The organism is Paraburkholderia sp. GAS199 (assembly GCF_050436585.1).
Lineage (GTDB): Bacteria > Pseudomonadota > Gammaproteobacteria > Burkholderiales > Burkholderiaceae > Paraburkholderia.
Genome location: NZ_JBNDMM010000010.1, coordinates 125,715 through 145,317, shown reverse-complemented (window position 1 = coordinate 145,317; position 19,603 = coordinate 125,715). Strand labels below are relative to the sequence as shown.

The 19,603-nt window shown below is 63.8% G+C and carries 22 protein-coding genes; 9 read left to right on the top strand and 13 right to left on the bottom strand.

From position 1 onward, the window contains the following. Positions 1–58 precede the first annotated feature (58 nt). The gene (locus tag P3T18_RS31560; RefSeq protein ID WP_429303894.1) at positions 59–721 is read right to left on the bottom strand and encodes a DUF1345 domain-containing protein; all 663 of its coding nucleotides are present in this window, start codon (positions 719–721) and stop codon (positions 59–61) included. Between the two features lie 290 nt (positions 722–1,011). Between P3T18_RS31560 and P3T18_RS31555 the strand changes: the two genes are divergently transcribed. The 4 genes from P3T18_RS31555 (at position 1,012) to P3T18_RS31540 (ending at position 5,784) form a co-directional block, all read left to right on the top strand. After that, complete coding sequence (locus tag P3T18_RS31555; RefSeq protein WP_429303893.1) at positions 1,012–1,677, top strand: sugar dehydrogenase complex small subunit; 666 nt, start codon at positions 1,012–1,014, stop codon at positions 1,675–1,677. Positions 1,678–1,836: 159 nt separating this feature from the next. Beyond that, on the top strand, positions 1,837–3,438 hold the full coding sequence (locus tag P3T18_RS31550; protein WP_429303892.1) for a GMC family oxidoreductase: 1,602 nt from the start codon (positions 1,837–1,839) through the stop codon (positions 3,436–3,438). An 18-nt stretch (positions 3,439–3,456) separates the two neighbouring features. After that, positions 3,457–4,893 (top strand): c-type cytochrome, encoded by a 1,437-nt coding sequence (locus P3T18_RS31545; RefSeq protein ID WP_429303891.1) that lies wholly within the window; start codon positions 3,457–3,459, stop codon positions 4,891–4,893. 153 nt (positions 4,894–5,046) lie between these two features. After that, a complete protein-coding gene (locus P3T18_RS31540; protein WP_429303890.1) occupies positions 5,047–5,784 on the top strand; it encodes a metallophosphoesterase in 738 nt (245 codons plus the stop codon). 62 nt (positions 5,785–5,846) lie between these two features. Here the strand turns inward: P3T18_RS31540 and P3T18_RS31535 are convergent, their stop codons facing one another. After that, complete coding sequence (locus P3T18_RS31535; RefSeq protein ID WP_429303889.1) at positions 5,847–6,548, bottom strand: RES family NAD+ phosphorylase; 702 nt, start codon at positions 6,546–6,548, stop codon at positions 5,847–5,849. After that, a complete protein-coding gene (locus P3T18_RS31530; protein ID WP_429303888.1) occupies positions 6,545–6,982 on the bottom strand; it encodes an MbcA/ParS/Xre antitoxin family protein in 438 nt (145 codons plus the stop codon). The genes P3T18_RS31535 and P3T18_RS31530 overlap by 4 nt, the downstream gene beginning before the upstream one ends. An 83-nt stretch (positions 6,983–7,065) precedes the next feature. Between P3T18_RS31530 and P3T18_RS31525 the strand changes: the two genes are divergently transcribed. Continuing rightward, positions 7,066–7,614 carry a hypothetical protein gene (locus tag P3T18_RS31525; RefSeq protein ID WP_429303887.1) on the top strand — a complete coding sequence of 183 codons (549 nt, stop codon included), beginning with the start codon at positions 7,066–7,068 and terminating at the stop codon, positions 7,612–7,614. 56 nt (positions 7,615–7,670) lie between these two features. On the opposite strand, the gene P3T18_RS31520 is transcribed toward P3T18_RS31525, so the two are convergent. Then, positions 7,671–8,522, bottom strand: a complete 852-nt coding sequence (locus P3T18_RS31520; RefSeq protein ID WP_429303886.1) for a LysR family transcriptional regulator — start codon at positions 8,520–8,522, stop codon at positions 7,671–7,673. 100 nt (positions 8,523–8,622) lie between these two features. Between P3T18_RS31520 and P3T18_RS31515 the strand changes: the two genes are divergently transcribed. Then, positions 8,623–9,006: a tautomerase family protein gene (locus P3T18_RS31515; protein ID WP_429303885.1), complete on the top strand. Its 384-nt coding sequence runs from the start codon at positions 8,623–8,625 to the stop codon at positions 9,004–9,006. Between the two features lie 76 nt (positions 9,007–9,082). On the opposite strand, the gene P3T18_RS31510 is transcribed toward P3T18_RS31515, so the two are convergent. Next, positions 9,083–9,877, bottom strand: a complete 795-nt coding sequence (locus P3T18_RS31510; protein ID WP_429303884.1) for an SDR family NAD(P)-dependent oxidoreductase — start codon at positions 9,875–9,877, stop codon at positions 9,083–9,085. A 224-nt stretch (positions 9,878–10,101) separates the two neighbouring features. Here P3T18_RS31510 and P3T18_RS31505 point away from each other — a divergent pair, with 224 nt between their 5' ends. Then, the gene (locus tag P3T18_RS31505) at positions 10,102–10,938 is read left to right on the top strand and encodes a TOBE domain-containing protein (RefSeq protein ID WP_429303883.1); all 837 of its coding nucleotides are present in this window, start codon (positions 10,102–10,104) and stop codon (positions 10,936–10,938) included. A gap of 29 nt (positions 10,939–10,967) precedes the next feature. Here P3T18_RS31505 and P3T18_RS31500 read toward each other — a convergent pair whose 3' ends face one another. The 4 genes from P3T18_RS31500 to P3T18_RS31485 form a co-directional block, all read right to left on the bottom strand. Beyond that, positions 10,968–11,669, bottom strand: a complete 702-nt coding sequence (locus P3T18_RS31500; protein ID WP_429303882.1) for a sulfate/molybdate ABC transporter ATP-binding protein — start codon at positions 11,667–11,669, stop codon at positions 10,968–10,970. Position 11,670: 1 nt separating this feature from the next. Continuing rightward, positions 11,671–12,345 carry a molybdate ABC transporter permease subunit gene (gene modB / locus P3T18_RS31495; protein WP_429303881.1) on the bottom strand — a complete coding sequence of 225 codons (675 nt, stop codon included), beginning with the start codon at positions 12,343–12,345 and terminating at the stop codon, positions 11,671–11,673. Positions 12,346–12,382: 37 nt separating this feature from the next. Further along, the gene (gene modA, locus P3T18_RS31490) at positions 12,383–13,156 is read right to left on the bottom strand and encodes a molybdate ABC transporter substrate-binding protein (protein ID WP_429303880.1); all 774 of its coding nucleotides are present in this window, start codon (positions 13,154–13,156) and stop codon (positions 12,383–12,385) included. Positions 13,157–13,461: 305 nt separating this feature from the next. Further along, on the bottom strand, positions 13,462–14,163 hold the full coding sequence (locus P3T18_RS31485) for a phosphatase PAP2 family protein (protein ID WP_429303879.1): 702 nt from the start codon (positions 14,161–14,163) through the stop codon (positions 13,462–13,464). Positions 14,164–14,597: 434 nt separating this feature from the next. On the opposite strand from P3T18_RS31485, the gene P3T18_RS31480 reads away from it, so the two are divergent. Both P3T18_RS31480 and P3T18_RS31475 read left to right on the top strand, forming a co-directional pair. After that, positions 14,598–15,782, top strand: a complete 1,185-nt coding sequence (locus P3T18_RS31480) for an extracellular catalytic domain type 1 short-chain-length polyhydroxyalkanoate depolymerase (protein WP_429303878.1) — start codon at positions 14,598–14,600, stop codon at positions 15,780–15,782. A gap of 116 nt (positions 15,783–15,898) precedes the next feature. Continuing rightward, complete coding sequence (locus P3T18_RS31475) at positions 15,899–16,075, top strand: DUF3563 family protein (RefSeq protein WP_429303877.1); 177 nt, start codon at positions 15,899–15,901, stop codon at positions 16,073–16,075. An 82-nt stretch (positions 16,076–16,157) separates the two neighbouring features. On the opposite strand, the gene P3T18_RS31470 is transcribed toward P3T18_RS31475, so the two are convergent. The 4 genes from P3T18_RS31470 to P3T18_RS31455 form a co-directional block, all read right to left on the bottom strand. Further along, positions 16,158–16,616, bottom strand: coding sequence for a TspO/MBR family protein (locus P3T18_RS31470; protein ID WP_429303876.1), 459 nt, complete (start codon positions 16,614–16,616; stop codon positions 16,158–16,160). Positions 16,617–16,639: 23 nt separating this feature from the next. After that, positions 16,640–18,139 (bottom strand): cryptochrome/photolyase family protein, encoded by a 1,500-nt coding sequence (locus P3T18_RS31465; protein WP_429303875.1) that lies wholly within the window; start codon positions 18,137–18,139, stop codon positions 16,640–16,642. Positions 18,140–18,401: 262 nt separating this feature from the next. Continuing rightward, the gene (locus tag P3T18_RS31460) at positions 18,402–18,821 is read right to left on the bottom strand and encodes an organic hydroperoxide resistance protein (RefSeq protein ID WP_429303874.1); all 420 of its coding nucleotides are present in this window, start codon (positions 18,819–18,821) and stop codon (positions 18,402–18,404) included. A gap of 170 nt (positions 18,822–18,991) precedes the next feature. Then, entirely contained in the window at positions 18,992–19,456 is a 465-nt protein-coding gene (locus P3T18_RS31455; protein ID WP_429303873.1) for a MarR family winged helix-turn-helix transcriptional regulator, read from the bottom strand. Between the last annotated feature and the right edge of the window lie 147 nt (positions 19,457–19,603).

Here is a 19,603-nt window from a genome sequence, read left to right as displayed (position 1 = left end):
ATTTACACGCGGCAGACAAGGCGCGACGCGCGCCGCAAAAGGCGAAGCTGTGACAGTGTCATGAACCGAGCAAACCCGCCGCGATGTTCACGCACAGGCCGAGCACGGCCACGTTGAAATAGAACGACAGGACGGATTGCGCGAGCGCCGCTCGACGGATGGTGCGCGAGCGCAGCACTACGTCCGACGTTTGCGACGCGACCGCGATGGTGAACGAGAAGTACAGGAAGTCCCAGTAGTCCGGGTGCAGATCGTGGTCGGGAAACAGCAGGGGCGTTTCCTTCAGGCCGGTTTCGTAATAGAGCCGGGCGTAGTGCTGGGTGAAGATGGTCGGGATCATGAACCATGCGCCCATCAGCGTCAGGCCGGTCAGCACGTAGTGCCAGGCGGTGGAGCCGCCCGCCGTGTTTTTCGCCGACGCCAGTTCGAGCACGATCGCCGCGATGCTGGCGACCGTCGCCACGCAGATCACGAACAGCACCACGCCCGCGTTTTCGTCGTCGCGGCGCGCGGTGTCGCGTACGTCGTGTTCGTCGGCGATGGCCATGTGTATCCAGATCATCGTCAGATAGCTCCAGACGGCGGCGTCCCAGCCGACCAGGATGCTCACCATGGGACGCATGTGCCCCGGCACGACGACGGCAGCCGCGACGCCGAAGGCAAGGCCGATCAGCATGCGGGGACGATTGCGAAGAACTTGCGGGAAGTATCTGGTCAGCATGAGTCGAGTGTGGTGTGCCGTCGTTGTCGCGGATTCTACTCGCGCTTCCGGCATGATTTGTCGAATGGGTGTGTCACAGGCTATAGTCTTTCGCAGCGGCCTTGCGCGCCGCTTTCAGTTGAAAGGCGATTGGCAGCGAACGCGCTGTCCACGCACATGAACGAGACCGCTCAAGCGGCACCGGACCAGGTTTGGGGTAGAGAAATCGATGCAACGCGCGGTGGCCATCACGCCGGCGCCACGTTGCACATTGAGAATGACTCACGATCGACTCACCATCTGGAGTCCCCATGACAGATGTCCCTGAGAATAACGATGCGCACCACGAAGTGACGCATCCCGCTGAACCCTCGCCGTCGCGCTCTTCGCGCCTGCCTCGCGTACCTTTGCGTTCATCTGCCTTGCCGTCCGCGCGGCTTACTTACTCGTCGTCTTTTTCGGCCTCGCGCCGCGCCTGGGTGCTGGGCTTTTGCGCCACGGCCGCCGCGCTGGCTTTCGGGGGCGCGGGCCGCTCGCTCTCGTGGATCGCGCCGGCGCTGGCCGATACGCCGCCCGCCGGCGGCGGCCTCGACGCCTTCCTCGCGCTCTCGCAGCGTCTCACCGGCCGCACCGGTTTCGACACCGTGCTCGGCAAGCGGGCATACGAAGCGCTGAACCGGTCCGACAGCCAGTTCGCGCAGAACGTCGCCGCGCTGAACACCTGGTTGCAAAGCCACGGCGGCGTGCCGTCCGATGCCGTCACTCAGGCATTGCAGGCAGATCAGCCGCCGCTCGCGAAAACCACTGGCGCGATCATGCGAGCCTGGTATCTGGGGCTGGTGGGCGAGGTGCCGCATGTCGAAGTGATTGCCTACGAAAAGGCCTTGATGTTCGAGCCGGTCAAGGACGTGCTGACCATTCCATCGTATTGCCGCGACGTGCCGTTCTACTGGACGCAAAAACCCGTGAGCGCCTGAACGACGCGCGCTCCGCGATGCCAGTGCGTCACGTTTGCTTCGACGTGATGCCGGCATGCGGGACGAGCGAAACCAGAGCGTAGAGCAGGCACGCAGTCACGGGACGGCAACCGTAAGCCGGGATACACGAACCGGCAGAACCTTTGCGAGAGGGCAGCAATGGCAAATTCAAATTCCGCCGACATCGTCGTCGTCGGTTCGGGTGTGGCGGGCGGACTCGTCGCGCATCAGATGGCATTGGCGGGCGCGTCGGTCATTTTGCTCGAAGCCGGACCGCGCATTCCGCGCTGGCAAATCGTCGAGAACTTCCGCAACTCGCCGGTCAAGTCGGACTTCGCCACGCCGTATCCGTCCACGCCTTACGCACCGCATCCCGAGTACGCGCCGGCCAACAACTATCTGATCCAGAAGGGCGATTATCCGTACAACTCACAATATGTGCGGCTGGTAGGCGGCACGACCTGGCATTGGGCCGCTGCGGCGTGGCGGCTGCTGCCGTCCGATTTCCAGTTGCACAAGCTCTACGGCGTCGGGCGCGACTGGCCGTATCCGTATGAGACGCTGGAGCCCTGGTATTCCGCGGCAGAGGCGCAGCTGGGCGTGTCCGGGCCGGATAACTCGGTCGATCTCGGCTCGCCACGTTCTAAGCCTTATCCGATGAGCGCGTTGCCGCTGTCGTATATGGATCAGCGTTTTAGCAGCGTGCTCAACGCGCAGGGCTTCAAGGTCGTCCCCGAACCGGTTGCCCGCAACAGCCGTCCGTACGACGAACGGCCCACGTGTTGCGGCAACAACAACTGCATGCCGATCTGTCCGATCGCCGCGATGTACAACGGCGTCGTGCATGCGGAGAAAGCCGAGCAGGCCGGCGCGAAACTGATTCCGGAAGCGGTGGTGTATCGCATCGAAGCCGATAACAAAGGGCTCATCACGGCGGTTCACTACAAAGACCCGAACGGCAACAGCACGCGTGTCACGGGCAAGCTGTTCGTGCTCGCGGCCAACGGCATCGAAACACCGAAGCTGATGCTGATGTCCACCTCGGACAAATTCCCGCACGGCGTTGGTAACAGTTCGGATCAGGTCGGCCGCAACCTGATGGACCATCCGGGCACGGGCGTCACCTTTCTCGCCAACGAGCCGCTGTGGCCCGGACGCGGTCCGATGGAAATGACCTCGATCGTCAACTTCCGCGACGGCGCGTTCCGGTCGGATTACGCCGCTAAAAAGCTGCATCTGTCGAATGGTGTGCCGACCATGAGCGTCACCGCCGATCTGCTGAAAAAAGGTCTGACCGGCGCGGAACTCGACCGGCAGATTCGCGACCGCGCAGCGCGCACGCTGAACATCAACAGCTTCCACGAACATCTTGCGGAGCCGCAGAACCGCGTGGTGCCGTCGGCGGATCACAAGGACGCGCTCGGCATTCCGCAGCCCGAGATCTACTACTCGATCAACGACTACGTGAAGAAAAGCGCGGCGAACACGCACGACCTTTACGCGCAGATCGCCTCGCTGTTCGGCGGCACCGAGGTGACCTTCGACGACACCTTCGCGCCGAACAATCACATCATGGGCACGACGATCATGGGTAACGACGCGGCGGATTCGGTGGTCGATGCGGACTGCCGCACGCACGATCACTCGAATCTGTTCATCGCCAGCAGTGGCGTCATGCCGACCGCGGCCTCCGTGAATTGCACGCTGACGATTGCCGCCTTGTCGCTGAAACTCGCCGACAAGCTCAAGCATGAAATCTGAGCCTGAACGGAGCCCATCATGATCAAGAATATTGCTCGCGCGCAGCCGCTTCAGGCGCAGGTCCGACTCGCGCGACGCCGTCTGTTTCGCGGCACGACGCTGGCCGCGCTGTTCTCCGTGTTCGCGCTGTACGTGGCGTGGCACGAGTCGCACGGCACCGATGTGTCGCGCAGCGACGAACTGCCGATCACCCAGGCTCACGCCGACGACGCCTCGCAAACGCCTGCGCCCGCCGCGGCCGGCAATGGCGGCGCGGCTGGCGTAGCCGGCGGCGATCTGGTCAAGCGCGGCGAGTATCTCGCGCGTGCCGGCGACTGCGTGGCTTGTCACACGGCGGACAAGTCGCGTCCGTTCGCGGGCGGTCTGCCGATCAACACACCGTTCGGCACGATCGTCACGCCCAACATCACGCCGGATCCCGATACCGGTATCGGCCAATGGACCGACGCCGATTTTCTGCGCGCCATGCACGAAGGCATCGGCAAGGGCGGCGAGCGGCTCTATCCGGCTTTCCCATACGCCGAATATACGAAGGTCACGGATCAGGACGTGCTGGCGATCCGTGCCTACCTGAACACGCTGACGCCCATTCACTACGCGCCTCCGGCCAACAGCCTGAAATTCCCGTTCAACCAGCGTTGGCTGATGGGCTTCTGGAACATGTTCAATTTCACGGAAGGCCGCTTCGTTCCCGATCCGAAGCAGAGCGCCGAGTGGAATCGCGGCGCGTATCTGGTGGAAGGTCTCGCGCATTGTGAGGAATGCCATACGCCGCGCAATATCACGCAAGGGTTGAAGTCGGATTCGCGCTTTTCCGGCGCGGTCCAGGCCGGCTGGCACGCCTACAACATCACGCGGGACAAGAACAGCGGCGTGGGTACGTGGACCGACGACGAACTGGTGGCGTATCTCTCCACCGGCGCCGCGCCGGGACGCGCGAACGCCGCTGGTCCGATGGGCGAAGTGATCAACGACAGTACGCAGTATCTGACGAAGGAAGACCTCGGTTCGATCGTGACGTATCTGCGCACCGTGCCGGCAATCAGCGGCGGCGAATCGCGTCCGCGTGACCAGTGGGGCAATCCCGCCGACGACGTGACCGCGCTACGCGGCACCAAGGTCAATGCGGTGAACGGCGCGCAGCTGTTCGTCGCCAATTGCGCGACGTGTCACAACTGGACCGGCCAGGGTGTAGGCGCGAGCGCGCCGGGCGCTTATCCTTCGCTAATTCACAATTCGACGGTAGGCGCGAGCGACGCCAACAACCTCGCGCTGGTCATTTTGCACGGCGTGAGACGGACGACAAAACAGGCCGATATTCTGATGCCCGCGTTCGGCCCGCAACTCACCGACGACCAGATTGCAGCAATCACGAATTACGTGACGAAGCAGTTCGGCAATCCTCAGTCCACGTTGACAGCGGACCAGATCGCGCAGCTTCGGATGCAGCAATAGTGACGCGCTGGGTCGCGTAGTCCGCTTCTTTCCGGTAAGCCCTGCCGGAAAGAAGCGATTTGGTCTGACTTTATCGTTGCTTTCCGCCGACGCTGCGGCGTGAAAGAGAGGAACCGCGCATACGTCCCCCTGTGCGCGCACTATCATGGGCGAATGGCTTCCGTACTCATCAACCCCGTCCAACATCACGCGGCCAACCCCGGTGGCCGCGATTTCGTCGTCGGCGATCTGCATGGTTGCGTCGACGCGCTGCGCTATCTGCTGCGCGATATCGCGTTCGATCCGACGCGCGACCGGCTGTTTTCGGTCGGCGATCTGGTGGATCGCGGCGAGCATTCCGAGCAGGCGCTGGCGCTGCTCGACAAGCCGTGGTTTTTCCCCGTGCTCGGCAATCACGAAGATACGCTGTGCGCCGTCGCGGACGGTCGCATGCGCCGCCAGTGGTGGTATGGCATCGGCGGCGGCTGGGCGATGAACGTGCCCGACGAGAAGCTGCAGCACTACGCCGAGATTCTGCGCACGCTGCCGCTCGTGCGCGTGATCGGCAGCGGCAAGGAGCGCTTCAATATTCTGCACGCCGAGTTTTTCGGCTCGGATGCCGAACTCGACGCCGGGAATTTTTCCGCCGAGACGCGCCAGCAATTGCTGTGGGGCCGCGATCTGGCATTGGGTAATGGCGATCCGCAGCGGCAGCGCGGTCTTTCGCTCACGTACTGCGGTCACACGCCGATGCGCGATATCGAGCAGATCGGCTCGCAGGTATTCATCGACACGGGCGCATTCGGGCCGGGCGGCAAGCTGACCATCGTCGAGCCGCTTGCGTTGCGGCGCTGGTCGGTGTCCGTCGAAACCGCCCGCGCGGAAGGCGCGGCGGCTCTGGCGCTGCCCTGATGGCCGAAGCGGCCGGTGCGCTTTTTGGCGCATTCCCTGGCGCGTTCCCTGTTGCCTGGCCTTCACCCCACCTGATTCAGTTCGAACACCATGTCGACGCTGCTGCCGTTCCAGTTGTATTCCAGATAGGCGGCGTGGTGGCAATCGCGCAGCAGTGTGGTGCGAAATGCAGCCAGACACTCGCCGTCCTGATCGCGCACCGACGGATACACGATGCCCGGCGCGCCGGCGTCGCGTGCCGCGCGGCCGAGCGACTGTCCCGCGAGGTAGTCGTGCGGCGAGAGCACGGCGAGATCGAGCGCCGCGTCGCCGCGAATGTCCACCACCTCGCCGTGTGCCGCGACGGTGTAGAGACGCATTTGCTGGCGCGTGGGCGGCTCGGCGGTCGCCTCCAGAAACTTGCCCGTGTGATAGCGCGTTTCGGCGATCGCGGTGGCCCGCGAGCGCGCGCAGTAGAACACGCCGTACGTGCCGTCCGAAAAACGGCTACCGAGCGGATTCAGATGAGTGAGCGCGGCCATGATCGGACCGTAGCCTGGTCCGAAACGGCGCTCTTCACGCGGCACCAGATCGAGTTCGCCGACCTCGGTGCGCAGGCGGTCGTTGGTCATGGCTTCGAGCGCGTACAGGGCGTCGAAATCTTCCGGAGAAGCGACCCGGTCGAACAGATTGACGGCCGGAAAGCGCGTGGGAATGACGCGATACGCGGGCGACCAGTCGAGCGGCGCGGTGCGCCAGCGGTCCTGCCAAAGCAAGTCGGTCACGCCCAGCCGCCTCGCATTGCGTCGAGATACTGGCGCACGGCCACGAGGTCGCTGATATTGCCGGCCAATAACCGGTCGAGCGCGCGACGGCCGCCGAACGGTGCGGCCGTGTTGGGGCGTCTGATCCAGGTGTCGGCGGCGCTGGGTTGCGGCAGCAGGATTTGCAGCGCTTTGTAGATGCCGAGAAGCAGCGAGAGACGTTCGAGCGTGTCGCGATTCAGGCGCGCGGTTTCGGGCGCGGACTTCCATTTGAAATACGTGGAGCGGCCCGGCGAGCCAAGTAGCACGATCTGCTCTTCCGCGCTGAGGTCCCAGTCCTGGGCGATGCGGAAAAACGCGCGCAAACCCGCCGCCGACATTTCCGTGAGCGAGGGTTCCGGAACCGGCCGACGAACGGGCGATTCCGGTTGGGTGGCGCGGGCAGCGTGAGCCATGGAAAGATGTGTCCTTTAATGTACCTTTGTTTGATATTAGTCCATATATGGATTTTTGCAAGCGAATATAATCGCGGCTCGTCATGGAAGCTGAAGATCGGGAGAAGCAGGTGATGTGGGTTCGAGCAGTAACGGCGGCGCTGGCCGCGTGGTGTGTGTCAGGTGCGGCGTTGGCCGCGGGTTATGCGGAAGTGTGGAATCCGCCCGAAGCGGCCGGGCATCCAGCGAAGCACGGGAAGATGGAGAAGGTCAGCGCGCCGGTCAGGAGTCACGCTGACGCCAACGGTCAGGCCAAATCGCCGGCGTCGGCGAAACATGGGGTGAAGGTGGCTGCTAAACCCGGCGCTAAACCCGGTGTCCACGGAGAGCCGAAAAAGACGGCTGGCAAGCAGAAGCCCAAGGCGCCCGTTGTCGCGCAGGCAAAAAAGCAGCCGCATGTGACGCAGGCCGGAACGTCCAACCACGCCAGGCCGACGATGACGCAAGCCAGCGTCGCGCCGCGTCCGGCGAAAACGCCCACGGCCGCAACGAATGACGCGGTGAATAACGCCAAAAGCAGCGTGACCACGACGCCCGCGGCGAACAATCCGGCGACTGCCAGCAGCGGTTCGCTGCCGCCGATTCTTCACTGATCTGGCGGCTAGTGGGCAAGAGCAAAGCGGCACGGGCGAAGCGCCCGCGGCAAGCCTCAAAAGCTTGCCAAGCCGCTTGCCAGCAGCCTCAAGGTGTCGATGGAACGCTTGTCACGCACGCGCGAATGCAGCGTGACGCGCGACTCCGGCAGCGTCGGCAAACCGAGCCGGGCGCCGACGTCGATCAAGCCGCGCGGCGCCACCCGGCGAGCCAACGGCGACACCGCCAGCCCCGCCGCGACGGCCGCCCCGACAGCGGCCACGCCGCCGCCCACGAACACTTCCTGCCACGCAATTCCCGCTGCATTCAACCTCTGTAGCGCGACCTCGCGGACATTGCACGGCGCCGTCAGCAGCGCGAGCGGCAAGGGCTCGCCCAGACGCGGCAGCCATTCGGGCGTCGCCAGCCAGCTGACCGGTTCGGCGAACAAGGGCTCGGCGTCGTCGCGAGCGGGTTCGTCCGGGCCGTAGCGGACGATCGCCGCGTCGAGCCGCCGCTCGTCGAATTGCGCGAGCAGCGACGCCGACATGCCCATATGCAGTTCGACCACGAGGCCGGGGTCGTGCGCATTCAGCTTGCCGAGCAATCGCGGCAAATCGGGCCCGGCGACGTGCTCGCTCAGTCCCAACACCAACCGCCGCCGTTCCACCGACAACGCGCCGAGCGCCCGCTCATGGGCGTTCAGCAGGTCGCGTGCGGCGCCGAGAAAGGCGTCGCCGTCCGCGGACAGGCGCACGAGCCGCGGCGTGCGCTCCAGCAACTGCTTGCCGAGGTGCGCCTCCAGCCGCTTCAGCTTCAGGCTGACGGCCGACTGCGTGGTGTCGAGCGCGTCGGCGGCGCGCGTGAAACTGCGCAGATCGGCCACCAGCACGAAGGCGCGCACCGCATCCAGATCGAGCACTTTCATTTCCATTGGATATAGATGAAATGACGAGTGATGTCTGTTTATTATGACTGAGCGCGCCTAAGCTGTGTTTACCCCATCACGGTAACCAAGGAGTTTCATCATGCCGATGACACGAATCGCATTGCGCGCCGGCAAGCCGGCGGAATATCGGAAGGCGCTGGCGGACAGCATCCAGCGCGCGCTCGTGGAAACATTCAACGTGCCGAAGGACGACATATTCATGCTCATCACCGAGCACGACGCCGGCAACTTCATCTACGACAACCAGTACCTGAACGTGCAGCGCAGCGACGATCTCGTCATGGTGCAGATCACGCTGAACAACACGCGCACGCTGGAGCAGAAGAAGGCCTTGTACAAGCGTATGGCGGACGAGCTGGCGCAATCGCCGGGGCTGCGACGGGAAGACGCGCTGATCAATCTCGTCGAGGTGCTGAAGGAGAACTGGTCGTTTGGAAACGGCATCGCGCAGTACGCGCTGTGAGTCGAGCCCGCGCGTCGCGCGAGGAGAAAGGCGGCGAGGCCGGTTGGCCGGCCGCCTTCCCGTGAACGGCGCGACGTCAGGCGATCGTGTCGATCACGCCGCCGTCCACGCGTAGCGCCGCGCCGGTGGTCGCCGAAGCCTGCGGCGAGCACACATAGACCACCATGTTGGCGACTTCCTCCGTGCTGGCCGCCCGCTGAATGATCGAACTCGCGCGATGCTCGCGCACGAATTCGGTGGCGACCTGCTCGACGGTCTTGCCTTGCTCCTTCGCCGTGTCTTCCACCATCGCGCGGAATCCGTCCGACAAGGTCGGTCCGGGCAGCACGGAATTGACCGTCACGCCGCTGCCGGCCACCTGCTTGGCAATGCCGCGCGCGACGCTCAATTGCGCGGTCTTCGAGAAACCATACGCGAGCATATCCGGCGGAATATTCAGCGCCGATTCCGACGAGATGAACACCACGCGTCCCCATTTGCGCTCGGTCATGCCTTTGAGATAACTGCGCGTGAGCCGCACGCCCGACATCACGTTGACCTGGAAATAGCGCTCCCAATCGGCGTCTTCGGTGGTGAAGAGATCGCCGGGTCCGAAGACGCCGAGGCTGTTCACCAGAATGTCGGCTTGCGGCACGGCTTGCACGAGCGCCGCGCATCCTTCGGCCGTGCCGAGATCGCCGGCAAAGCCGCGCAATCTGGCCTTCGGCGCGGTCTTGAGGATGGTCTGGATGGCGTGGTCTACGGCTTCCTGCTTGCGGCCATTGATGACGGTCTCCGCGCCGGAAGCGGCGATGCCCGTGGCGATCGCGAGGCCGATGCCGGCCGTGGACGCGCTGACGATGGCGGTTTTGCCGGATAAGTCGATGATCATTCGCTTGCTCCTTGTTGATGTTGCGGACGCAGCCGGAAGCCGGCTCGGCCGAAAAATTCAAAGGACGGTGTTCAACCTGCGAAAGTCAGTATCCCACCGATGCCGGTTCAGGACCGCCTGCGTGCCATCGCGCTAGTGCGGCATCGGTGCGGTATCGGTGAGGCGAGGCGGCGTCGCTATAATGATTCGCCGTTCTTTTCCATCGCACTTCGACCCATTTCGCCATGACATCCGAACGCACCGATTCGCCTCCCGACCCGCTCGAAATCGGCGGCTCCGTCTGGTTCCAGGCGGGCACGCGAACGCTCGGCGGCGCGTCGCGGATCGCATTGCTCGCGGCCATACGCGACAGCGGTTCGATCACCGGCGCGGCGAAAGCGGTCGGCATGAGCTACAAGGGCGCGTGGGACGCCATCGATGCGATGAACAATCTGGCAGGCGAGCCGCTCGTCGTCCGTCTGACCGGCGGCAAGGGCGGCGGCGGCACGACGCTCACGCCGCGCGCCATCAAGCTGATCGAGACGTTCCGCGCGGTCGAGCGGGAACATCAGCGTTTCCTGGAACGGGCGGGCGCGGCGATCGAAGGCTTTGCTACGGACTGGGATCTGATCGGGCGCATCGGCGTGAAAACGAGTGCGCGCAATCAGTTGTACGGCACGGTATCGAAACTCGTGCGCGGCAGTGTCAACGACGAAGTGTCGCTGCAATTGCCGGGCGGTCACACCATCGTCGCGGTGCTGACGCATGAAAGTACCGAAGCGCTCGCACTCGTCGAAGGATGTGCGGCGTTCGCGCTGATCAAGGCGTCGTGGGTCGTGCTGCTCGTCGAGGATGAAAGCGGTAAGCCGCTGAAGCTCTCGGCGCGCAATCAGTTGCGCGGCACGGTGCATAGCGTGAAGCACGGCGCGGTGAACGCGGAAGTGTCGTTGACGCTCGATGGCGGCGCCGTGATCACGGCCGTCGTCACTAATGAGAGCGTGGACACGCTCGGGCTCGTGGAAGGCGCGAGCGCGATCGCCGCGTTCAAGGCGTCGAGCGTGATTCTCGGTGTGAAGGACTAAGGCGGTCGTGAGCGCGCGGTTATCCGCGCTCAGGACGGATTGCGCACGTAGCCGGCAAACGGTTGATCTTCGCGCACGCAACCGTCGTTGACCTGCACCACCTGGTCGCCGAATGCGGCGACGTCGTCGGGGTCGTGGGTAATCAACACCATCGGAATATCGAGGCGCGTCTGCAGATCGGACAACTCGCGCCGCATGCGCTGACGCAATGCGCTGTCGAGCGCGGAAAACGGTTCGTCGAGCAGCAGCAGACGCGGTTCCGCGATCAGCGCGCGCGCCAGCGCCACGCGTTGTTTCTGTCCGCCGGAAAGCTGCCCCGGATGATTGCCCGCGACGCTGCGCAATTCGAGCGCGTCGAGCCAGTAATCGACGCGCGGGTCCGCGAGCCGCGCACGCGGATTGAGCCAGCCTTTCTGCAAACCGAAGCCGATGTTCTGCCGCACGTTCAGATGCGGAAATAGCGCGTAGTCCTGAAACAGATAGGCGATCTTGCGCGCCTGCGGTTTCAGGTCGATGCCGCGCGTGCTGTCGAACAGGGCGTCGCCATGCAGCGTGATCGCGCCGTCGTCCGGATGCAGCAAACCGGCGATGGCCTGCAGCGTCAGACTCTTGCCCGCGCCGGACGGCCCGAACAGCACGAGCCGCTGGGTGGACGCGCTGAACGCCACGTCGAGCGTGAAACGGCGCTCGGCGCTCTGGAAAGTTTTGCGGATGTCGACTTGAAGCGGCATGTCAGCGCGACGACAGAAGCGTGTGCTGCGGCACGAGGCGGCCGGCCAGCAACAGGATCACGACGCAGGTCACCGAGGTGACGAGCACGAGGAAATTCGCCGTGCTGTCGTCGCCGGCCTGCACGGCCGAATACACCGCGACCGAAAGCGTCTGCGTGCGTCCCGGAAGGTTGCCGGCAATCATCAGCGTGGCACCGAATTCGCCGAGCGCGCGTGCGAACGCCAGCAGGCCGCCCGCCAGAATGCCGCGCGCCGCGAGCGGCAAAGTGACGCGAAAGAAGATGGCCGTCTCGCTCACGCCGAGTGTGCGCGCGGCGCGTTCGAGTTGCGGATCGACGGATTCGAAAGCCGCGCGCGCGGACTTCAGCACGAGCGGAAACGCGACCACCGTCGATGCGATCACCGCGCCTTGCCAGGTGAACACCAACTGGATGTCCAGCCGGTCGAGCCACGCGCCGATCACGCCGCGCCGCCCGAGCAGCACCAGCAGGTAGTAGCCGAGCACGGTGGGCGGCAGGACCAGCGGCAACATCAGCAGCGAGTCGATTACGTCGCGCGCGCCCGAACGCCAGCGCGACAGACCGAAGCCGGCGGCGACGCCGAACACCAGGTTGAGCGCCGTGGCCCAGCCCGCCACTTTCAGCGACAGCAGTAGCGGAATCCAGGCTTGTTGCATGAGCGTGCGCTATCCCGTTCGGATGTCAGATGGCAGATCAGTGAGCCGGCTTGAAGCCGTACTTCGCGAGCACGGCCTGACCGGCCGGCGACAGCACGAAGCCGATGAACGCCTGAGCGTCGGCGGCGTGGCGGCTGCCTTCGACTTGCGCGATCGGATAGGTGATCGGCGTTTGCGTCGGCACGCTCATCGCGACCTTGACCTTGTCGGGCATGACGGCGGCGTCAGTGCCGAACACGAAGCCGGCGTCGACTTCGCCGCGCGCCACGTAGTCCAGACTCTGGCGCACGTTCGACGCCAGCACGGCCTTGGCGCTGACGGCGTCCCACACGCCCGCCGTTTGCAATGCGCCCTGCGTGTAGCGGCCGACCGGCACCGAAGCCGGATCGCCGTACGCGATCCGCTTGACGTTCGCCGCCGTCAGGTCGTTCAGGCCGGCGGGCGCGAAGTGGCTGTCGGTCGGAACGATGAGCACCAGCGAGTTGGCCGCGAAGTCCTTACGCGTGGACGGCACGATGACCTTCTCGGTGGCCGCTTTGTCCATCGCTTTCTGGTCGGCGGAGGCGAACACGTCGGCCGGCGCGCCCTTGACGATCTGTTGCATCAGCACGTCGGACGCGCCAAAGTTCAGCAGAACCTTGGTGCCCGGATGCTGCTGTTCGAAGGCCTCGCCGACCGCCTTGAACGCGTTGGTGAGACTGGCGGCGGCGGACACGACGAGTTCGTCGGCGCGTGCGCCGGTGCTGACAGCAATCGAGACGGCGCCAGCGACGAGCAGCGCATGTTTCACGAAACGGCGGGAGAGTGTCATGGAGGCTTGGCGGACCGGTGTTGGCCGGCGCAACGGGTTGGAAAAACGCTATCGTAATATATGAAAGGTTATAACGGTGACCAATCGTGGCGATGACGGTTATTCAGTTGCGCGCATGAAGTTGACGCGGGATCGATGTCAGATGAGCGTGCACGCTGCCGATCGGATTCGTGTGACACGCGGCGAGCCTGAGCGCTGCGCTCGAGCGTCGGGTCGGCGGAACCGGCTGCGCTCGCCTGGCGCGAGGGCGTATTTGCGTCGGCGGCCGCGCTGTGAAAAGCGGCGCGTCGTTCAGTGTTCGGTCTTCAGACTTCCGACGAAGATGGCGGCGCGAGCGTATTGCGCGTTTGCGAGAGCGGCGACGCAGCCGGGCGGGCGTCGCGGGTGGCTTTCCATTTTGCGCGGATGAAGGGCCGCTCGTGTCCCGACACCTTCAGCGCAATATGCGTGACCCAGCGCTGCGTGGGTACGTGGACGCCGTGCATGAGCACGGCGAGGATCATCATACTGGCCGTCACGGGCAGCGCCGACAGTTTGCCCGGCTCGAGGCGCCAGGCCATGCGTACGAACACGAGTGCGGCCAGCGCGCCGACCAGGCAGCCGGTCACGGCTTCGGACGGCGAATGCGCGCTTAGCACGACCCGCGAAAGACCCACGGCGATTCCCGCGGCGATTCCCAGCAGCACGCCGAGCAGACGGACAGCGGGACGCACCGGCAGAAGCATCAGGAACAGTGTCACCGGATAGACGGCCGTGGAGAGCATGGCGTGCCCGCTCACGCCCGTAAAGTCCAGTTCGCGCACGCCGACGCCCCAGCCGAGAAACGCCAGCTTCGTGACCGTCACCACGCCGATGGCCGCGCCGAGCACCAGCAGCCAGCCCACCGCCATCCGCCACGTGTAGCCGACCGCCAGCCAGATCGCGATGGCGAACGCGAGCGGCAGCGTCATGCCGGCGCCGCCGAGGCTGGTGATCGAATACCACAAATGGGACGGTAAATCGGGCATGGCAAAAGGAGCGACCAAGGCCGCGTAGAATCGGATTGGTAATGGAATCAACGTTCGGACGGACGAATTCGCCGACGTGACAGAGGCTCGCAGGTCAAAAAACTTACCGCCAGTATAGACGCGTGCTGCACTGCGCACAGACGGCCTTGCCCGCTTTTCTCTCGCTGGATGTGGGCTGGATAACAAGTGACTTGTAAGTCACCTGGCCGCAAATCCGCGGGTGGCCGTCAGGCGGAAGGCGCGCCACGGCGCGGGCGAGAGCCGGCGCTACAGTGGTTTGACGCTTGCACGGGGACAAGGTTCGCCGCGGATTTTTCGCGGTTGCGATGCAGGCTACCTGTCCAGCATCGCACGGGGATTGATGTTATTGTGCATTGCACAACAAACGTCGTTTCACCGACGACACCTGTCCCTTTTTGCGAGGTCACCCGCCGATGGCAAAAAGTCTATCGAAAATCTGGTTGCGCGGTCTCAAGCGGTTGCTCGCCATTCAAACCGAGCACGCAACCAAGACGGCCAAACGCAGCACCACACGGCCGGCGCGCCCCGCTGCCGCCAAGCCGTCCGCCAAGGTCCGTCCGATCAAGCCGACCGCCGCCTTGCGCACGCCCGCCAAACGCGAGGCGCCGCGCGCCGCCGTGCGCGAATCGCGGGTTCGTCCGCGCGCATCCGCGTGGGCGAGCGGCGCATGGACGCGGTCGTTCCACTCGGCGCCTGCTGCGCCCGGGCGGCTCGTCAATCATCTGCAGTATGGTTTGTACATTCCCGCCGGTCACGCGCTCGAGAGCATGCCGTTGGTGGTGATGCTGCACGGCTGCACGCAATCCATCGACGAATTCGCCGAAGGCACGCGCATGAACGTGCTGGCCGACCGTTTCGGGTTCGCGGTGGTGTATCCAGAGCAATCGAAGCACGTGCATTCGCATCGCTGCTGGCACTGGTACGACTCCGGCGACAGCGCCGGCGGCGCGGAAGTCCGCGCGGTCGTGTCGCTGGTCGACGCGCTGGTCGCCGAGCACGGTTTCGACGACGAGCGTGTCTACGTCGCAGGCATTTCGGCAGGCGCCGGGCTGACGGCGCTGCTGGCGGTCAATTATCCGGATCGCTTCGCCGCTGTCGCCTTGCACTCCGGCCCCGCTTTTGGCGAAGCCCGCTCGGGCATCACCGCAATGGACGTGATGCGCCGGGGCGCGCGGCGCGAGCCGGCGGAACTGGTGGACGAACTGGTGGACGTCGCCGCCTATCCAGGTATGCCGGCAATCATTATTCACGGCGATGCCGATCATGTCGTCGCGCCGGTCAATGCCGATCAGCTGGCCGAGGAATTTTTGCGGCTCAATCGTATGGTCGACGCGAAAGGCTCGCGCAAGTCCGGCGATGTGCGCGAGGAGCGCAAGAACGGCGTCGTTACGCGCGACTACGTCCGCAGCGGCCGGCGCGTGGTGCGTCTGTGTCACGTGCAGGGACTCGCGCACGCCTGGAGCGGCGGCGACGACGCCGTGCCGTTCCATTCCGCCAAGGGCCCGGACGCGAGCTCGATGGTCTGGGAATTCTTCAAGCATCAGCGCCGTGTGGGCGCGGAAAGCGCCGCCACAGCGGCTTCTGCAGCGTCCCGGTGACATTGGAGCAACGGTTCAAAAATGAGTGTTGGCGTAATCCTAGGGTTTTCCCTATAATACGGGTTATCCCTTAGGCGTAAACGCCTAAAAGCCTGACACTCATTGCGAGGTTCTCCATGTATCTGCTCAGCCGCCTGTTTCTGTTCCTGACCAAATCGCCCGATCAACTGGCCAAAGAACGCGCTGACGCCTTCCTGGCCGAAGCAACCGATCTGTACGACCTGGAATTCCGTATGCGCAAGCTGGATCGCGAAGCGCGCGTGCGTCAACCGTCGTGGATGAGCCAGCACTAAGCTGCGCAATCAGCATCGGCGCGTAGTGAAGAACGCCGGTGTTCAGGGTGAGGCGCCCAAGCTGCCGCTAGTCGTCTAGCGTTCATGCAGCCGGATTCAATTGCCACAACGCGTGATTCAACACCGCGGCGAACGCCACCCAGCCTATGTAAGGCAGCAGCAGACCGCCTGCCCATCGGTCTCGTCGCCAGAACGCGACGGCCAGCACCACGATCAACGCCAGCAGTATCGATATGTCGACGAGCGCAATGCCCGGTCGATGCAGGCCGAAAAACAGCCACATCCAGGCTGCGTTGAACAGTAACTGCACCACCCACAGCACGATTGCCGCCGTCAGGCCACTGCGTATCCACACGCGCCAGGCGGCAACGGCCATCAGCACGTAAAGCACGGTCCACGCCGGTGGAAATACCCAATTCGGCGGATTGAACGCGGGCTTCTGCAGACCTGCGTACCAGGCGTCCGGCAAAAACTGGCTCGCCGCGGCTGCCGCCGCGAACGTCAGCACCAGGAACACCACCAGCGACGGCAAACGGCGCATAGCTCAGTCTCCCCAAAAAAGTGTTATTTGCCGAATCGGGCCAACGTGCGTTGCCGCGCTTCGGCGTGATCGACGATCGGTGCCGGATAGTCCTGGCCCAGCGTCACGCCATATTCCGCAAGCCGGTCTGCGCCCGCCAGCCATGGCGCATGTATCCATATCGACGGCACTTTTTCAAGCTGCGGCAGGTAGCGCTTGATGAAGCGCCCGTCGGCGTCGAATTTCTCCGACTGCGTGATCGGATTGAAGATGCGGAAGTAGGGCTGCGCGTCGCAGCCTGTCGAGGCTGCCCATTGCCAGCCACCGTTGTTTGCCGAAAAGTCGAAGTCGTTCAGTTGCTCGGCAAAGTAGCGTTCGCCCAGGCGCCAGTCCACGCCCAGATCCTTCACCAGAAAACTCGCTGTCACCATCCGCAGACGGTTGTGCATGTAGCCGGTGGTGTTCAGTTGCAGCATGGCCGCGTCGACGAGCGGATAGCCGGTACGGCCGTCGCACCAGGCGGCGAACGCCTCGTCGGCCTCGGCGCCGCGCTCCCAGCGCAGCCGGTCGTACTCTTCCTTGAACGATGCGCCGTCTGCCAGTCGCGGGTGGTGCGAGAGAATCATGAAGTAGAAGTCTCGCCAGATGAGCTCCGAGAGCCAGGTGGCCGAGCCCTCGCCGTCGGGTTGCAGCGAGATTTCGTGCGCGAGGCGCGCGAGCGTCCGAATCGAGACCGTGCCGAAGCGGTTATGCACCGACAGATAGCTCGGACCTTTCGCCGCAGGAAAGTCGCGCCGGTCTTTGTAGCTGTCGATACGGCTCTGGAAATCGTCGAGCAGACGTTGGGCGCCGCTCATGCCGGTCGGTATTTGCAGATCGGCCAGATTGCTCGGCGCGAATCGCAATTGCTTCAGCGTAGGCAGTTGGCGGTTCAGCTTGTGCGGCACCTCGGCCAGATACTTCGCGTATTTTTCGACCGGATACGGTTTCAGATCGAAAGCCGTCAACTGTTTGAGCCACGCGTTCTTATACGGCGTAAATACGGTGAACGGTTTGTTCTGGCCGGTCAGCACTTCGTCGCGCTCGAAAATCACCTGATCCTTGAACGTCAGCAGTTGACGTCCGGCCTCGACGAGCTGCTCGCTCACCGCTTCGTCGCGTGCAATCGCCACCGGCTCGTAGTCGTGATTGGCGAACACGGCCTCGACACCCAGTTCGTCGGCCAGCTTCGGCACGAGGTCGGCCGGGTCGCCATATAGCACGATCAGACCGCCGCCATTGGCGCGCAACGCGTCGTCCAGTTCGCCCAGGGCCGCGAGGATGAATTCGATGCGGCGGTCTTGTGGCGTCGAATCCGGATGCCGGGCGTTCCAGGCATCGACGAGCGGTTGCAGGATCGTGGAGTCGAACACGAACACGCACCAGACGCGCTCGCAATGCTTCAGCGCGTAGTAAAGCGCTGCGTGATCGGTGCTGCGCAGATCGCGGCGGAACCAGACCAGGCCGGTATCGAAGTTGTCGTCGAGGCGTCGAACGCGTGTCATCGTGAATCGGAATCGGAGTAAAGGGCGCGTTGTGACGAAGGATTCGTTCACATGCGAGTCAGGCAACGATCTTACTGAACTGTGCGCGTGCCGCTCAAAAGTTTTCGACACGACGCAATTGCCGTCGCACGTTGCGTGCCGCGCTCCGATTGCGCGAATATCAAAACGCCCGCATCTGTTTTGCAGATGCGGGCGTCGTTGCCAACGGCGTGCGTGTTTCGCTACGCCGCGGACTCAGTTCAACCGATACGTCGACGCGTACTCAGGCGATTTGCAGGCGCACGTCGACGTTATTGCGCGTGGCGTTCGAGTACGGGCACACCTGATGAGCCGCGTCGACCAGTTCCTTCGCGGCGTCTGCTGCGAGACCCGGCAGCGAGATGCGCAGATCGATGTCGAGTGCGAAGCCGCCGTTGTCGTTCGGGCCGATGCCGACTTCGGCGGTGACTTGCGTGTCAGCGGGCAGCGCTTGCTTGCGTTGACCGGCGACGAACTTCATGGCGCTCAGGAAACAGGCCGAATAGCCGGCGGCGAAAAGCTGCTCCGGATTCGTACCTGCCGTGCCGTTGCCGCCGAGTTCACGCGGTGCAGCCAGTTTCACGTCGAGTGCGTTGTCCGACGATACTGCACGGCCGTCGCGGCCACCGGTGCTGGTTGCGCTTGCTTTGTAAAGTACGTTCATTTTGCTGCTCCTCAATCTGGGTTGTCAGGATTTGCATGCTTGCCGCCGTTCGGGGCTCGCCGTTCTGGCGGAGCGTTATCGGTGCGGCATGTGATAAAGATAGCGTACAAATCATTTGTGTGCAAATGAAATTTTGCATCGAAGCGATAGAGCGGATTTGCCGCCCTGGCTTACTCGTCCATGTAATCGTTGAGCGTGGCGCGCAGGCGCGTGAGATCGTTGCGCAGTCGCAGAAGGAAGTCGGGCGTTTGCTGCATTGCGCAGAATATCTCGCCGGGTACTTCCTTTGCCTGGCGTTTGAGCGTCTGACCGGCTTTGGTCAAGCGGATAAAGACGAGCCGTTCGTCTTCGACGCCGCGCACCCGCTCGACATAGCCCTGCGCTTCCAGACGCTTGAGCAGCGGCGTCACCGTGGCCGAGTCGAGATTCAGACGCGTCGCCATATCCTTGACGGTGACGTCGTCGGCTTCCCAGAGCACCAGCATGGCTAGGTATTGCGGATACGTCAGGCCGAGCTTGTCGAGCAGCGGCTTGTACGCCTTCGTCATGGCGAGCGAGGTGGAATAGAGCGCGAAACAAAGCTGCTCGTCGAGCGTGAAGGGCAAAGCGGCGGGCAAAGCGGGGCGCTGGGTCATGATGCATCTCGTCTGGAAAGAGCGTGCAAATCGCTTGCACGCAAATCATTGTGCCGCAAATGGCACCGGACGGCGCATTCGGGTGCCGTCAGGAAGAATCAGTTGGGGACGCGGCGACGCAAGACAAGATGGCGGGCGGACGCCAGA

Coding starts and splice junctions, on each gene's coding strand:
- P3T18_RS31560 (WP_429303894.1), bottom strand. CDS start 721: ATGCTGACCAGATACTTCCCGCAAGTTCTTCGCAATCGTCCCCGCATG.
- P3T18_RS31555 (WP_429303893.1), top strand. CDS start 1,012: ATGACAGATGTCCCTGAGAATAACGATGCGCACCACGAAGTGACGCAT.
- P3T18_RS31550 (WP_429303892.1), top strand. CDS start 1,837: ATGGCAAATTCAAATTCCGCCGACATCGTCGTCGTCGGTTCGGGTGTG.
- P3T18_RS31545 (WP_429303891.1), top strand. CDS start 3,457: ATGATCAAGAATATTGCTCGCGCGCAGCCGCTTCAGGCGCAGGTCCGA.
- P3T18_RS31540 (WP_429303890.1), top strand. CDS start 5,047: ATGGCTTCCGTACTCATCAACCCCGTCCAACATCACGCGGCCAACCCC.
- P3T18_RS31530 (WP_429303888.1), bottom strand. CDS start 6,982: ATGGCTCACGCTGCCCGCGCCACCCAACCGGAATCGCCCGTTCGTCGG.
- P3T18_RS31525 (WP_429303887.1), top strand. CDS start 7,066: ATGGAAGCTGAAGATCGGGAGAAGCAGGTGATGTGGGTTCGAGCAGTA.
- P3T18_RS31520 (WP_429303886.1), bottom strand. CDS start 8,522: ATGAAAGTGCTCGATCTGGATGCGGTGCGCGCCTTCGTGCTGGTGGCC.
- P3T18_RS31515 (WP_429303885.1), top strand. CDS start 8,623: ATGCCGATGACACGAATCGCATTGCGCGCCGGCAAGCCGGCGGAATAT.
- P3T18_RS31510 (WP_429303884.1), bottom strand. CDS start 9,877: ATGATCATCGACTTATCCGGCAAAACCGCCATCGTCAGCGCGTCCACG.
- P3T18_RS31505 (WP_429303883.1), top strand. CDS start 10,102: ATGACATCCGAACGCACCGATTCGCCTCCCGACCCGCTCGAAATCGGC.
- P3T18_RS31500 (WP_429303882.1), bottom strand. CDS start 11,669: ATGCCGCTTCAAGTCGACATCCGCAAAACTTTCCAGAGCGCCGAGCGC.
- modB (WP_429303881.1), bottom strand. CDS start 12,345: ATGCAACAAGCCTGGATTCCGCTACTGCTGTCGCTGAAAGTGGCGGGC.
- modA (WP_429303880.1), bottom strand. CDS start 13,156: ATGACACTCTCCCGCCGTTTCGTGAAACATGCGCTGCTCGTCGCTGGC.
- P3T18_RS31485 (WP_429303879.1), bottom strand. CDS start 14,163: ATGCCCGATTTACCGTCCCATTTGTGGTATTCGATCACCAGCCTCGGC.
- P3T18_RS31480 (WP_429303878.1), top strand. CDS start 14,598: ATGGCAAAAAGTCTATCGAAAATCTGGTTGCGCGGTCTCAAGCGGTTG.
- P3T18_RS31475 (WP_429303877.1), top strand. CDS start 15,899: ATGTATCTGCTCAGCCGCCTGTTTCTGTTCCTGACCAAATCGCCCGAT.
- P3T18_RS31470 (WP_429303876.1), bottom strand. CDS start 16,616: ATGCGCCGTTTGCCGTCGCTGGTGGTGTTCCTGGTGCTGACGTTCGCG.
- P3T18_RS31465 (WP_429303875.1), bottom strand. CDS start 18,139: ATGACACGCGTTCGACGCCTCGACGACAACTTCGATACCGGCCTGGTC.
- P3T18_RS31460 (WP_429303874.1), bottom strand. CDS start 18,821: ATGAACGTACTTTACAAAGCAAGCGCAACCAGCACCGGTGGCCGCGAC.
- P3T18_RS31455 (WP_429303873.1), bottom strand. CDS start 19,456: ATGACCCAGCGCCCCGCTTTGCCCGCCGCTTTGCCCTTCACGCTCGAC.